Annotated in this window: 13 protein-coding genes; 8 read left to right on the top strand and 5 right to left on the bottom strand. The window is 44.1% G+C overall.

The genetic code is table 11. The features are described 5' to 3' along the window. Positions 1-140 precede the first annotated feature (140 nt). Positions 141-1,424, top strand: a complete 1,284-nt coding sequence (tolB, locus tag AC3IT7_RS04325; protein ID WP_489249974.1) for a Tol-Pal system beta propeller repeat protein TolB — start codon at positions 141-143, stop codon at positions 1,422-1,424. A 56-nt stretch (positions 1,425-1,480) separates the two neighbouring features. Further along, complete coding sequence (pal, locus tag AC3IT7_RS04320; RefSeq protein WP_180191091.1) at positions 1,481-2,053, top strand: peptidoglycan-associated lipoprotein Pal; 573 nt, start codon at positions 1,481-1,483, stop codon at positions 2,051-2,053. Positions 2,054-2,128: 75 nt separating this feature from the next. Here the strand turns inward: pal and AC3IT7_RS04315 are convergent, their stop codons facing one another. Next, positions 2,129-2,314: an NF038105 family protein gene (locus AC3IT7_RS04315; RefSeq protein ID WP_475653796.1), complete on the bottom strand. Its 186-nt coding sequence runs from the start codon at positions 2,312-2,314 to the stop codon at positions 2,129-2,131. Positions 2,315-2,495: 181 nt separating this feature from the next. Here AC3IT7_RS04315 and AC3IT7_RS04310 point away from each other — a divergent pair, with 181 nt between their 5' ends. The 5 genes from AC3IT7_RS04310 (at position 2,496) to AC3IT7_RS04290 (ending at position 5,798) form a co-directional block, all read left to right on the top strand. Further along, positions 2,496-3,470 carry a class 1 fructose-bisphosphatase gene (locus AC3IT7_RS04310; RefSeq protein ID WP_489249515.1) on the top strand — a complete coding sequence of 325 codons (975 nt, stop codon included), beginning with the start codon at positions 2,496-2,498 and terminating at the stop codon, positions 3,468-3,470. Positions 3,471-3,522: 52 nt separating this feature from the next. Beyond that, positions 3,523-4,299 (top strand): TrmH family RNA methyltransferase, encoded by a 777-nt coding sequence (locus AC3IT7_RS04305; RefSeq protein ID WP_475653794.1) that lies wholly within the window; start codon positions 3,523-3,525, stop codon positions 4,297-4,299. 167 nt (positions 4,300-4,466) lie between these two features. Next, positions 4,467-5,081, top strand: coding sequence for an RNA polymerase sigma factor (locus AC3IT7_RS04300; protein ID WP_489249514.1), 615 nt, complete (start codon positions 4,467-4,469; stop codon positions 5,079-5,081). Beyond that, on the top strand, positions 5,078-5,395 hold the full coding sequence (locus AC3IT7_RS04295; RefSeq protein WP_475653792.1) for a hypothetical protein: 318 nt from the start codon (positions 5,078-5,080) through the stop codon (positions 5,393-5,395). The genes AC3IT7_RS04300 and AC3IT7_RS04295 overlap by 4 nt, the downstream gene beginning before the upstream one ends. After that, entirely contained in the window at positions 5,385-5,798 is a 414-nt protein-coding gene (locus tag AC3IT7_RS04290) for a DUF3106 domain-containing protein (protein WP_489249513.1), read from the top strand. The genes AC3IT7_RS04295 and AC3IT7_RS04290 overlap by 11 nt, the downstream gene beginning before the upstream one ends. A gap of 55 nt (positions 5,799-5,853) precedes the next feature. Here the strand turns inward: AC3IT7_RS04290 and AC3IT7_RS04285 are convergent, their stop codons facing one another. The 4 genes from AC3IT7_RS04285 to cxpE all read right to left on the bottom strand — a co-directional run bounded on the left by AC3IT7_RS04285 (position 5,854) and on the right by cxpE (position 12,134). Further along, entirely contained in the window at positions 5,854-8,265 is a 2,412-nt protein-coding gene (locus AC3IT7_RS04285; protein ID WP_489249512.1) for a CSLREA domain-containing protein, read from the bottom strand. 9 nt (positions 8,266-8,274) lie between these two features. After that, positions 8,275-10,074 carry a rhombotarget A gene (rbtA, locus tag AC3IT7_RS04280; protein ID WP_489249511.1) on the bottom strand — a complete coding sequence of 600 codons (1,800 nt, stop codon included), beginning with the start codon at positions 10,072-10,074 and terminating at the stop codon, positions 8,275-8,277. A 120-nt stretch (positions 10,075-10,194) separates the two neighbouring features. Next, complete coding sequence (gene hda / locus AC3IT7_RS04275; RefSeq protein ID WP_005103862.1) at positions 10,195-10,899, bottom strand: DnaA regulatory inactivator Hda; 705 nt, start codon at positions 10,897-10,899, stop codon at positions 10,195-10,197. A 14-nt stretch (positions 10,900-10,913) separates the two neighbouring features. Next, positions 10,914-12,134 carry a chloramphenicol efflux transporter CxpE gene (gene cxpE, locus AC3IT7_RS04270; RefSeq protein WP_475653789.1) on the bottom strand — a complete coding sequence of 407 codons (1,221 nt, stop codon included), beginning with the start codon at positions 12,132-12,134 and terminating at the stop codon, positions 10,914-10,916. 134 nt (positions 12,135-12,268) lie between these two features. Between cxpE and purM the strand changes: the two genes are divergently transcribed. Further along, on the top strand, positions 12,269-13,339 hold the full coding sequence (gene purM / locus AC3IT7_RS04265; protein WP_475653788.1) for a phosphoribosylformylglycinamidine cyclo-ligase: 1,071 nt from the start codon (positions 12,269-12,271) through the stop codon (positions 13,337-13,339). The last annotated feature ends 3 nt before the right edge of the window (positions 13,340-13,342 follow it).

Below are 13,342 nucleotides of genomic sequence, written 5' to 3'. Positions count from 1 at the left end.
AATTGATTGAATAATATTCACTTTTCACAGTGTCATAACAGTTTGGTCATAAATTCATGGTTTTATTCTATTAAATCCATGCGATGATGTAGCCCAAGCACCTATACAATAAATCCGTTGATCTGAGTAAATAACGAATGATGGAAAAGACTCGCAAACACCTACTCTGCCTCGCAATCATTGGCGCTTTAAGTCCTGTCTTGGCAACTCAGTCCTATGCTCAGCTGCATCTTGAAATTACCAAGGCACCCGAGGCAGCTCCTAAAATTGCCATTGTGCCTTTCAGTCAGGATCAGAGCATTTATCCGATTGTTGAAAATGACCTGAATCGTTCAGGCAGATTTACCAGTGCTTCAAAAAACCTGCCTGCCACGGCAACACTGAATAATCCGAATGCAGAAGCCTGGGCAGCTGCTGGCGTTCCCTATGTCGTGACCGGCTCATCAAAAACCACCGCAGATGGTTCATTCCAAATCCAGTACCAGCTCTACGATATCGAAAAAAAACAATATCTCTTAAATGAATTGCTAACTGTTCCAGCCTCGCGTACCCGTCAGGCAGCGCATATGATCAGTGATGCCATCTATCAGGCATTGACCGGAATTCCGGGTGATTTTAGCGGTCGTATTGCCTATGTGCTGCGTAATCCGGCAACCCCTGATCAGCGTTATACCTTACAGATTGCCGATACCGATGGCGAACAGCCAAAGACCATTCTGACCTCGCGCGATCCGATCCTTTCTCCGGCCTGGACACCGGATGCCAAAAAAATTGCTTATGTGTCATTTGAAACCAAACGTCCAGCGATTTATGTCCAGGATCTGGCTACAGGACAACGTGAAAAATTGGCCAGCTTCCGTGGTTTAAATGGCGCACCAAGTTTCTCTCCAGATGGCAAGAGCATGCTATTTACTGCATCCATGCACGGCAATCCGGAAATCTACCAGATGAATCTGGAAACGCGGCAGCTACAACGCATGACCAATGACAGTGCAATTGACACTGAAGCACGTTATGCACCAGATGGAAAATCTTTTATTTTCACTTCGGACCGTGGTGGTTCTCCGCAGATTTATCGCTATGATTTTGCATCGAGCAGCAATAAACGTCTGACTTTCCGCGGTGCCTTTAATGCGCGTGGTACACTCAGTGCCGATGGTAAAAAACTGGCCCTGGTGCATCGTCCAAGCGGCAGTAATTATCGCGTTGCCGTTCAGGATATGGCTTCTGGAGTGAACAACATTCTGACGCCAACGACCCTGGATGAATCACCAAGCTTCTCGCCAAATGGCCAGATGGTGGTCTATGCCACACGTGAGGGCGCACGCGGACTCCTGTCGATCATGTCGCTGGATGGCCGCTTCCGCATGAACTTGCCAAGTGAAACAGGTGAAGTTCGTGAACCGGCTTGGGCACCAAAATAACATTTTTGTATAGCTATAAACTGTTTACCCCATAATCAAACTTCATGGAGATGAAGATGAACAAAGTAAAATTATTTGCCTTGCCACTTTTAGCAGCAGCAGTTGTTATGACCGGTTGTGCAAGCCGTAAACCTGCCGCTGAAGTTCAAACGGGTGGTTTAGATACCACTGGTTCAACCACAGTAAATACCCAAGGTTTGAGTGAAGATGCTGCACTAAACGCACAGAATATGGCAGGTGCTTCTGCAAAAGGTGTTACTGCAGAAAATAAAGCCTTCCTGGCAAAACGTGTGGTGCATTTTGACTATGACAGCACTGAACTCAGCAATGAAGATCTGCGTACGCTACAAGCCCATGCGCAGTTCCTGATGGCCAATGCCAATTCACGTGTCGCACTTACCGGTCATACCGATGAACGTGGTACTCGTGAATACAACATGGCGCTGGGTGAGCGTCGTGCCAAAGCCGTAGAAAGCTTTTTGGTCACTACCGGCGTGAATGCTGCTCAATTAGAAGCTGTGAGCTATGGTAAAGAAATGCCAATCAATCCGGGTCATGACGAAAATGCCTGGAAAGAAAACCGCCGTGTAGAAATTAATTATGAAGCGGTACCGCCATTATTGAAATAATATTCAATGATAGAGTATCCAATAAAAAGCACTCCTGATGGAGTGCTTTTTATTGAGTTCAATGAAAGAATCTGTTTATTCTGCAGGCTGGTCTGCTTCAGCCGGTTGCATCGATTCGATCAGGTCATGTTTATTGAATTGTTTGTACTCTGGTTTTGCTTCATAATCCCGCCATGCTTCTTTCATCTTGTCTTCAGAGATGCCCTCTAAAGTAATGCCTTCACTTGGCGTTGGAGTCGCATCAAACTTTAATGTTGTCATATCTGTGCTCCGATTCTCAATTTTCCCTTGCATTCAACATAGCATTTTCCACAGGAGTTGCAAGGGCAAAATCGATACAAATAATCCAGTTTGATTTTTCTTTTAGTACGTTCTCATCTAAAATATAGCCGCATATCGTTTTGATCATTTTTTCCCGATTTAAGTCTTGGAGTTTTCCCTTATGTCATACCGCACCCTATCCCAGTTTTTACAAAAACAAAGCGGGAATCTCACACCTGAGCTTGCGCAAGTCATTGAAACGATTGCAAAAACTTGTAAAGATATCGATCAGTTACTGCAAAAAGGTGCTTTAGCGGGTGTATTGGGAAGTGCCCAGCATGAAAATGTTCAAGGCGAAGAGCAAAAGAAACTGGATGTCATTTCTAATGATTATCTGATTGATGCCTTACAGCAACATCCGCATGTTGGTGGTTTGGCTTCAGAAGAACTGGATGACTTCACGCCTGCACAGGAAAATGGTCAATTTCTGGTCTTGTTCGATCCACTAGATGGCTCAAGCAATATCGATATCAATATGTGTGTGGGTACGATTTTCTCGATTCTTCCTGCAAGAAATGCCGTGACCCAGGCCGAAGACTTCATGCAAGCCGGTGTTCATCAGGTTGCTGCAGGTTATGTGCTGTATGGCCCGTCGACCATGCTGGCATTGACGGTCGGTGCAGGCGTAGTGTTCTTTACCTATGACCCTGAGACTCAAGAATTCCTGCTGACCTCTGAAGCAATTCAAGTTGCTGCAGATACCAAAGAATATGCGATCAATGCATCAAATCAGCGTCACTGGGAAGCACCAGTACAACGTTATATCGATGAATTACTGGCAGGCAAAACCGGCTCACGCGAAAAAGACTTCAATATGCGCTGGGTTGCCTGTATGGTGGGCGACATTCACCGTATTCTTTGCCGTAGCGGTATCTTTATGTATCCATACGATCTTAAAGATCCGGCTAAAGCGGGCCGTTTACGCTTAATGTATGAAGCCAACCCGATGAGCATGCTGATGGAACAGGCTGGCGGTGCATCGACCACAGGCCGTGTGCGTATTCTCGAGATCGAACCGACTGATCTACATCAACGTGTGCCCGTGATCATCGGCTCTAAAAACGAAGTTGATCTTGTGACCAGCTACCATAACTAATTTTTTATAGCGGCAGCCGATATTGAATCGGCTGCCGTGGATTATATCTCCCATGCCAACTTTTTTTCTTGACTCAAAAGACAATCCAAAGATTAAACACTTACGTGGTTTGATTGAACAAAATACCTATCGTAAAAAACAGGGCCAAACCGTTCTGGAAGGCACACACCTGGCGCTGGCCTGGTTGCATGAAAACCGTAAAATTGATTCGATTTTTACTACTGAACATGCACTTTCACATCCTGATTTCGAGAAAATTCTCGCAAAATACACAGGTATGGTCTTTGTTTTAAGTGAATCTTTATACAAAGATTTAAGCACACTGGGTACTTCATTGGCCTGTTTAGCTGTGGTCACTTTGCCCACGGCCAATTATGCACTTGATTTTAAAGCAGACACTTTAATTCTGGAAAATGTACAGGATCCGGGAAATGTCGGCACACTGCTTCGTTCTGCTGCCGCTGCCGGTATTGAACAGATTGTATGTACCAAAGGTTCTGCATCACTCTGGTCACCGCGTGTGTTACGTGCAGGCATGGGTGCGCACTTCACTTTGCTGACATTTGAAAATATTGCACTTGAACAAATTCTTGAGCAATTTCAAATTCCTGTATACGTCACCAGCTCACACCGTGCCGAAAGTCTATATTCAAAAGATTTACGTAAACCTTGCGTATGGATTCTGGGCAATGAAGGTCAAGGCGTTTCTGATTATGCCATGCAACACGCAGAAGCTGTCAGTATTCCCCAACCGGGCGGCCAGGAATCTCTAAATGTGGCGATCGCAGGATCAATTTGCTTCTTTGAAATGGTACGTCAACGTATCTAATTAAGGATTTAGGTTACAGTGTTTTAATTCAGTCCTGTCTGTTTACAAAATAGATTACACTACAAAAATAATAAACTTAATTGTCAACCAAACCATGAGTCCCAACGTTATGTGATTATGAACTTGGGAATCATGGTGGGTGTCCAATGACGGGATTTTCCATCTCTATGGATTTAGCGCCAAAACAGTTGCAGTCACACGATGCGAGTATTCTAAAGAGTACGGCTGAAGCACGTCTGAAGAATTTTATGCAGGATGTGACTGGACGTGCCTTGGTCATGATGGAAAGTGCGACCCAAAGTCAGCATGGTATTGCCATGGATCTGGTTCAGGAAGCATTTATTTCGCTGCATAAATCCTATGCAGAAAAAAGCACTGAAGAATGGTATCCCCTGTTTTATACTATTCTGAACAATAAGTTACAGGACTGGCGTCGTAAAGAAGCACGACGTGGTCAGATGTTTTCCTTTTTCAAAAAAGTCAGTCTGGATGATGACGAAATTGAACTGGACGATGTAGTGGACGAATCCACACCGACGCCTTTGGACTTTCTTGATCAGGCAGTAACTGCTGAAGAAATTCAGGACGCAATTGCCAAACTGCCGGTACGACAGCAGCAGGCATTTATGCTGAGGGCTTGGGAAGGATTTGATACACACACCACCGCACAAATTATGAACTGTACAGAAGGCAGTGTAAAAACCCACTATCACCGTGCTATTCAAGGTTTACGTGCCTCTTTAGCACATTTAAATCCATATCTGGGAGGGTCATCCGAATGAATCAAGATGATTTCTTAAAACAAGTAACTTCCAAACTTGATGGACTGGCACAACAACATAAAGACAAACCTGTTGTCATGCACCATGTTCTTGAAGAAATTCAGGATTCTAAAAATTCACGCTTTGCATTTCTAAAAATGTCTGGTTTTGCCCTGGCAGCGGCAATTGCCGGCGTTGTGGTCTTGCCGAACTTTGCCAGTCACAACGAGCCGCAAACCCAAATGGTGTCAGTACCAAAGCTGTCTCCTCAAATGCTTGAAGATTTAGAAATGTTAATGGTTCTAGGTGAGGACAAAGTTCCACATGGCAGCTAAAAAATTGGCAATTGCTTTTTGTGCATTCAGTTTTCTGCAAACCAGTTTTGCAGGATTTGAACGTTTTTGGTTGTTTTCCAAAGATGCAAATGCCCAGGTTTCCGATACCTGGGATAGTCTCTCTGATTCTGAACAATTGGCACTGATTAAGCGCTATCAGTCTCTTAAAGAAATCCCAGAACAACAACGTGTCAGCTTACAACAACGTATGGACTGGTTCACCCAACTTCCTGAGGCCGAAAAACAAAGAATGCGTGAGACCTGGCAAATGATGAGCAGTCAGGAGCGTCGCGAACTTGGCTTACGCATGCAAAAAGCCAAACCTGAAGAGCGACTTGCCATTCGGGAAGAATACATTCTCAAATATCAGCAGGCAACTCAACCAGCCTCTAGCTCACATTAAACAAGCATCAAAAAAGCCTCCATCTGGAGGCTTTTTTGATGACGTAAATTATGCTTTATTTTCTTATACGGCGATAAGCTGCAAGTCCGAATAATCCGATTAATCCCCAGATTCCCAACGAACCACCGCCACTCGAAGAAGTATTGGTATTTTTTACTGTATTGCGCAACACAATCATGGCGGTTCCAGACATTTTTTCATCCGCATCAAAAATCGTATATTCCATGCTGTAATCTGCTTGGCTCAGATTATTCTTCACACTAAATGTCAGCTGTCCACCATAGCAGGTTTCACGTTCATAAGTAGCTGGACAAGGCCCTTGTCGCTCTGCCTTAAGAGAAACCCCGGCAGGAATCTTGACAATACGAATCGGGATCTCTTTGCCATCTTTATCCTGATAAAAAGCCGGTTTTTCTGCAGCTAGAGAACCATCACCGGCATCACTATCATTTTCAAGCGGATTCACGGTAACAGTGAGGTTGTTTTCTGGGCTAATCCGATATTCATCATTTTTTGCAATCGGTGCAATATTAGTAAAAGCTGCTTTTAAAATCCCTGCACTGCTGGCTCCTGTGGCCTTATCTTTCAAGGTATAGCTACAGAACTCCATATCAGCTGCTTTGGTCGTTTTTCCATCAGTACGATACATCATGATCCGGTTGAGATCAGGCTTCCATTCACATTTGAGATTAGGGTCATTCGGATCACCGTTCACACTGGTCGAACTCCCTGTACCCACTAATTCACCGACTCCCAGAGATTTAACACTAAGATCATAATTTTGTGCATTCAGGGCTTTGGTTTGAACAGTATTGCCGGTCAGGGTTTCTTCAGGCATGGCCAATACAAAGGGATTGACATAAATTGCCCGATATTTCTGATATTGCTTGGTATATTTAAGTAGATCCTGGTACTCTTTTAATTCTTCTCTTAAGCCGGGCAGCTCTTCTGCCGGGGTATTTTTATTCGCAATAATGCTTTCGATATCGTCAATATTTGCCTGATAAAAATCAGTGAGTTCTATCAAACTGGTATTTTTCAAATCGGTGATATCTGCTGCAGTCAGACGCCGGATTTCGACTGAACCAATCTCACAGGTGTTTTTTGCATCCGGATCCAGGGTAAGCGTTGATCCGATGACACGGTCAATCCCACGCTGATCCTGTTCTAGGCAACCACTGACCCCCACATCGACCAAATCTGTTGCTGTTCGATTATCACGCGGGTAATACATGCCTAAAAAACGGTTATCAATTGCAGGTTCAATATAGGCTGTTAACAGGCTACTTATATCACTCCCGGAAACGTCAAGGTTTGTTGAGCGGACATCTTCTGCGGGTTCAGGCAGTACACAACGCGATGATCCCGTACTTTGAATGGCATTGTTACCATTATAAAATCGGACTTCCTGAGCTTTATCCGGATTGCCCTGATTCAAGGCATATTCACAAGATAAGCCCTGATTAAATGCTAAAACATTAAAACTGAAATATTTAGTACCGGTCTTGTCATAAAATAAGGTAGAGCGAGCTGCATTCTCAACAATGGTATTACTTAACGCCGTTAAACTGGAAGAATTACTGAGTGGACGATTGACCTGATTGGTCATGCGTACAATATGCCCTGTCGGACTCGCAGTATTTCTGGCAATGGTAGAGTTACTCATCTCTACGGTAGCATAACCACAAAAATCAAGAATGCTGGCGGTATTTTCCGAACCGTTTTTAACAATGCTACTATAAGCAATTTTTACATTGGTTTGAGTCGCACCTAAATTTCCCTGGCAATCCATTGCAAGCACACTACCAAATGAATTTGCCTTATTCTGATGCAGCAAAGAATCCTGAATGATCAAACTTCTTTCCGTATTCAGGGATACCGTATAAATCGCTCCACCTTCTGCATCGGCACGGGAATTCACAATTTCACTGGTATTAATGCTTAAAGGACCCGCCACATAAAAGGTGCCACCATTGCCTTTGTCGTTTGTACCGACTGCTGCATAGCCATCTTTTAAGATGAGATGATAGATATCCAGACTGGATTGACTGGCAATACTATTAAATAGACGTGTTTTTCCTTGCCCTGAAATCGTGGTTTTTAAAGCTTCACGGGTTGGATATAAAAGCGTAATCGGACTACGGCTGGTATAGCTAAGTGGAGTTTTTCCATAAATTCGAAGGGCTGACTCGACGATCAGCTCTTTATCCAATTTATACTCACCTGCCTCAAGCTGAATCACATCAGGGGCTGAACCATCCAGTCGAAGGGTACGACCGACATTACAGCCCCCATAGGATTTATCTAGTTTTGCCGTTTTAATCGCTTCCCGTAAAGAGCAGGCATTACTATTTTCCCCGTCCTCATCAGCAAAAGTGGTGACATATATGGTTTTATCTTCGGCTGCCATCAAACTCATGGCAGATAAAATCATGGCCGCAAGCAGTCCCTTTTTATAATTTTTCATGATTTTTCCTTAACCCCTTAATTCACGGCGTAAACCCATCAGTCCAAGTAAAACCAGCAGCCCACCGAAACCCCACGCGCCACCTGAAGTTTTGACAGATTTGTCTTGCATTTCATTTTTTGGCTCCTGCACGATTTGAGTGGTAATCGTCAAATAAGGTCTGCTTTTATTAAACCGTGTGGAGGAGGTCACCACCTGTAATTCGAAAATATCGGCTCCGTGCCAAGACGAATTCGGGCTATAAATGACATTGCCATGAATATCGATCAGAGTTTTACCCTTAGACACGGTTTTGGTTTGCACGACTTGCAAACAACCATCCTGCCAAGGTTCACCTGTTGGGTTCTGACCGATGATGGCATTACATTGTTCTTTGGGAATTAAATCACTATCTCCCAAGAAAGATTCAATTGAAAACTTGGCAATTTCACCCTTTAACAGGTCTTGTCCAACCAGACTGCCTGAAGTTGGCACTGTGATTTCAATCGCCCCACGATCACAAAACAGGTTATCCATCAAACGGTTAATACCGCGCTGATCTGCAGCCTCACATGCCACACTCGGGTTGGCAAGATCGAGCGCTGTACCTTGATTGACAATGACCGATTCACTGAGCTGATTATGGCTCAATAAAATACGTGGGCGCATATAGCCCAGGAATTGCCCTTTGGGAACACTGTACGGACAGAGTATCGCCGAGCTGTTTTCATTCAGAGTTTGACAGATACCTTCACTCTGACCTGAAGCTTCAGCCAGAAGTGAAGTTCCGTTCCAGATTTCATTCGGAGCAATAGCATCACCGGCCCCACATGACGCGCTAAGCAGATTATTTTGTATCAGGCTTTTATCACCGGTTGCGATTTGGCAATCCTGTGCGCCATTTTTTAAAATAATACTATTGGCCACATAAGCCCTGCCATTCGGCGCATAGATGCGTAAAGCAGTATCAGTATTGTCAACGATGGTCAGATTATTCAATCCCATTCCATCCATGACATTGATGAGAGCACCCTTATTTTTTAATATGGTGCTGCTGAGTACTTCCGCACTAATATTTTGAGTATCACTGGAGTCAGAAAATTGTCCTGCGCTATAAATATTGGTCGCAGTATTATCCAGTGTCTGGTTATTTTTAAGTACACTTTTGCTGACAAGAAAAGCAGGCAGCTCGCTATATAGAATACCGCCCTGCTGTGCTTTATTATTTTCGACCAGGGTATTTTTAATTTCGATCCGGCTGATAAAATTCTGGCCAAAATTTCCCGCATTATAGACTGCACCACCCCGATTGGCTGCGCCATTAAATAAGCGGCTATAGTCGATGACCACCTGACCCTGATTATAAATGAGGCCACCTTGTTCAGCACAACTGGCTTTATCACAGCCTTCGAGGTCCAGTTCCTTTAAGTTGAGCTGGATCAGTTCATCTGCACTGTTAATCCGAAAAAGATTATCAGTACCTTGCATTTGAATATAAGCATTGTGCAGACCCAGTGTTTTTTCAACTGTACTAAACTCGCCATCATTGTCAGCGACAGAGCGGATGGTCATGGATTTTTTAATTACTATATGCTTATTAAGAATGTACTTATTTTTTTCTTTTAAAATAATGGTACTGGATGAATTCTCACCACCACAGCCCATAAAACCTTCTTTAGCTAAACCCCGGTTAATATATTCAACAGCTTCTCGAAGTGAACATTCCTTGTCATCTTTTTCAATATCTTCTGTCGTGGTTACAATAACATCTGCACTATACGCCTGCCCTGCCATACATAGCAAAGCCATGCCTATGCTCTTCTTGAGCATAACCTTCTCCTTAATTTTTATTTCTTTCTTTTTCTTCTAAAGTTGCAGAATCCTTGCAACAGCGAATTATTTTGCCTTACTTTGGCATACACTGAGTAATTACTCAAGATTTTTTATGATTTACCGATATTCGTCAATCAGGGCATAAATCTGGCGTAGATTGGCATTGCTGACCTTCAATTTTTCTCCTTTAAGCAGTTGAATAATCTGCTCTAATCGTTGAAGAAGCACCGAAGTCTGATGAGGTCCATGACTCAGCAAGTAGTCGAAAATTTGAGGGTCTAAATGAATTCCACGGCGATCCAGTACTGAAGAAACCAAGGCATAACGATCTGCATACAGGCTGCCACTCGGAACACGGGTACTGACCGCTTGGGTTAAACGTGACTGTAAATCTGGCAGCTCAAGCTTCAGCTCAATTGGCGCAAAGCGTGAAGAAAATACCAGTTGGCCACCCCCTTCATTATTATAATTAATCAGATGAAAGACCGCGCGCTGCCAATGTGGCACACCACTAATGGCTTCAATATCATCCAGTGCAACCAGATCAAAACGGTCTAGAGAGGTAATCGCTTCTGTCGGCGCATCTAAAAGCTCAAGCAAGGAAACCTGAATGGCAGATTTCCCTACTTCCAGATAGGAATCACAAATGGCCGACAATAGATGACTTTTGCCTGTTCCCGCCCCACCATAGACATAGAACCGGTTAATGAGCCCTGCATGTAATTGACGCACGGCATCAATCACATGCCCCCAACCCGGCCCTGAAAAATCACTGATTCGGGCATCGAGCTGAGGTTCTATATCTAATTGCAATTGACGCATATGATGTTTGAGCCTTATGAGTCTTTACCATGGGGATCATGAATTTTACTTGAGTTCTCATCTGCTTGCAGTGATTTTTTCTCCGGCTTTTTCATTTCAATATCAACATCTAAGTCTGCTGTTTCAATATTGATTGAACCGGTAGAAGTATCGTGCATCACAATGGCCCGATCACCATAAAATGGCGTGTGCTCATAATATTCACGCGCGTGTCTTAATAGAACCACAATCACGGCTGCAACCGGCAATGCAATCAGCATTCCTAGGAAACCTGCCAGTTGTGCACCTGCCAGTACCGCAAATACAACAGCTACTGGCGATAAGCCAATTTTGTCTCCAAGCAGAAATGGCTGCAGCACATAACCCTCTACAGCCTGACCAACCATGAACACCACGCCCACCAGTACCAGTTGCCACCAGTCAATCCCAAACTGCAGAAGGGTTGCTATCACTGCGGCAATCATACCGACCGCAAAGCCCAGATAAGGAATGATACTGGCCAGACCGGCGACCATGCCAATGATCAAACCGACTTCAAGACCGATCAGTTGCAAGCCGACTGCATAGACAATGCCCAGTAAAATCATCACCAGAAACTGGCCTTTAACAAAAGCGCCCAGCACACTGTGACATTCACCTACAATTCTTAAGGTACTTTTCTCATAAGGACGCGGAATCATGCGACGCAAGCTGTCCAGCATACGATCCCAATCCAGCAGAAAATAGAAGGCAATGATGGGAATCAAGACAATAGTACCGCCGATCTGGAGAAAGTTGATGCCAGATTGGGCAAGACGTAGCAAGAATGCCTGAATGCTATCTGCACTATAATTGGTCTGTACATAGTCCATGACTACGTCAGAAATCTGATTGGTATCAATTTCCATTTCGACAATGTTAAAGGTACTGGATAACCAGGGTAAGAAAGTTGAATTAATCCATCCAATTACTGCCGGTATATTGTCACGTGCGTATACCAGCTGCTGCCAGATCAGGGGAACCAGATACCAGGTCGCCAGGGTCAGGACAACTCCAATCCCGATAAAAACAATACTAATAGAGAGCCAGCGCGGCAGTCCCACATCATGCAGTTTATCGACCAGCGGACTGAACAGATAAGCCATTAAAAATGCTGCAACAAATGGAATTACAACAGGTTTTAGCAGATATAAAACCCATAGCAATAAACCTATCCCAGCCAGGATAAACACGCGACGCAATGTGCGATCCACCATAAAGTTTCGCCTTTTCTCTATTAATCATTATAAAAATTAAAATATTTTAATAAAGATAGCATTTTAGGCCACAAATACCATAAGAGTTTTGCATATTCAGGTTATAATCCCCGCGCGAATGCGGAGACTTCATTATGAGCAACTCAACTTCTACCCCAAATACTGGTTTAAGCTACAAAGATGCAGGTGTCGACATTGAGGCGGGCGACGCGTTAGTCGATCGTATCAAATCTGTTGCTAAGCGTACCTCACGTCCTGAAGTGATGGGCGGTCTAGGTGGCTTTGGCGCACTTTGTAAAATTCCTAAAGGTTATGAAGAACCTGTTCTCGTATCTGGCACAGATGGTGTTGGTACAAAATTACGTCTGGCACTGAATTTGAACCGTCATGACACAATTGGTCAAGATCTGGTTGCAATGTGCGTAAATGACCTTCTGGTGTGTGGTGCTGAGCCACTGTTCTTCCTCGACTACTATGCAACTGGCCATTTGAATGTTGATGTTGCTGCCAATGTAGTAACAGGTATCGGCGCGGGTTGCGAGCTTGCAGGCTGTGCGCTTGTTGGCGGTGAAACTGCTGAAATGCCAGGCATGTATGAAGGCGACGATTACGATCTTGCAGGTTTCTGTGTCGGTGTGGTTGAGCAAAGCAAAATTATTGATGGCTCTAAAGTCAAAGCCGGTGATGTTCTGATTGGTGTGGCCTCTTCAGGTGCACACTCGAACGGTTACTCACTGCTTCGTAAAATTTTAGATGTGAAAAATGTTGATTTAACTCAAATCATCGATGGTCGCCCACTTGCAGACGTTGCAATGGAACCTACCCGTATTTATGTGAAATCGATTCTTGAACTGTTAAAACACGTAGATGTACATGCCATGGCACACATCACTGGTGGTGGTTTGCCAGGTAACCTGCCTCGTGTCCTTCCGAACGGTGCTCAAGCAGTTGTGAATGAGTCTTCTTGGGAATGGCCAGAACTGTTCAAACTTTTACAACGCGAAGGTGGCGTGGAACAGTTTGAAATGTACCGCACCTTTAACTGTGGCGTCGGCATGGTACTTGTTGTTGATGCAGCAGAAGCAGACAAAACGGTTGAACTGCTTAATAGCCTCGGCGAAAAAGCATGGGCAATGGGCCAGATTCAAGACAATGCTGAATCGGTTGCAGGCGCAGACGAAAAAATTCGTGTGATCTTCGCATAATTT

The sequence above is a fragment of the Acinetobacter sp. KH_038 genome (assembly GCF_057839405.1).
Note: the sequence above shows the minus strand (reverse complement) of the source record. Positions and strands in the feature narration are given on the sequence as shown.

What these genes read in the sequence shown, in the direction of transcription:
- tolB (WP_489249974.1), top strand. Translation starts at nt 141, where the DNA reads ATGGAAAAGACTCGCAAACACCTACTCTGCCTCGCAATCATTGGCGCT.
- pal (WP_180191091.1), top strand. Translation starts at nt 1,481, where the DNA reads ATGAACAAAGTAAAATTATTTGCCTTGCCACTTTTAGCAGCAGCAGTT.
- AC3IT7_RS04315 (WP_475653796.1), bottom strand. Translation starts at nt 2,314, where the DNA reads ATGACAACATTAAAGTTTGATGCGACTCCAACGCCAAGTGAAGGCATT.
- AC3IT7_RS04310 (WP_489249515.1), top strand. Translation starts at nt 2,496, where the DNA reads ATGTCATACCGCACCCTATCCCAGTTTTTACAAAAACAAAGCGGGAAT.
- AC3IT7_RS04305 (WP_475653794.1), top strand. Translation starts at nt 3,523, where the DNA reads ATGCCAACTTTTTTTCTTGACTCAAAAGACAATCCAAAGATTAAACAC.
- AC3IT7_RS04300 (WP_489249514.1), top strand. Translation starts at nt 4,467, where the DNA reads ATGGATTTAGCGCCAAAACAGTTGCAGTCACACGATGCGAGTATTCTA.
- AC3IT7_RS04295 (WP_475653792.1), top strand. Translation starts at nt 5,078, where the DNA reads ATGAATCAAGATGATTTCTTAAAACAAGTAACTTCCAAACTTGATGGA.
- AC3IT7_RS04290 (WP_489249513.1), top strand. Translation starts at nt 5,385, where the DNA reads ATGGCAGCTAAAAAATTGGCAATTGCTTTTTGTGCATTCAGTTTTCTG.
- AC3IT7_RS04285 (WP_489249512.1), bottom strand. Translation starts at nt 8,265, where the DNA reads ATGAAAAATTATAAAAAGGGACTGCTTGCGGCCATGATTTTATCTGCC.
- rbtA (WP_489249511.1), bottom strand. Translation starts at nt 10,074, where the DNA reads ATGCTCAAGAAGAGCATAGGCATGGCTTTGCTATGTATGGCAGGGCAG.
- hda (WP_005103862.1), bottom strand. Translation starts at nt 10,899, where the DNA reads ATGCGTCAATTGCAATTAGATATAGAACCTCAGCTCGATGCCCGAATC.
- cxpE (WP_475653789.1), bottom strand. Translation starts at nt 12,134, where the DNA reads ATGGTGGATCGCACATTGCGTCGCGTGTTTATCCTGGCTGGGATAGGT.
- purM (WP_475653788.1), top strand. Translation starts at nt 12,269, where the DNA reads ATGAGCAACTCAACTTCTACCCCAAATACTGGTTTAAGCTACAAAGAT.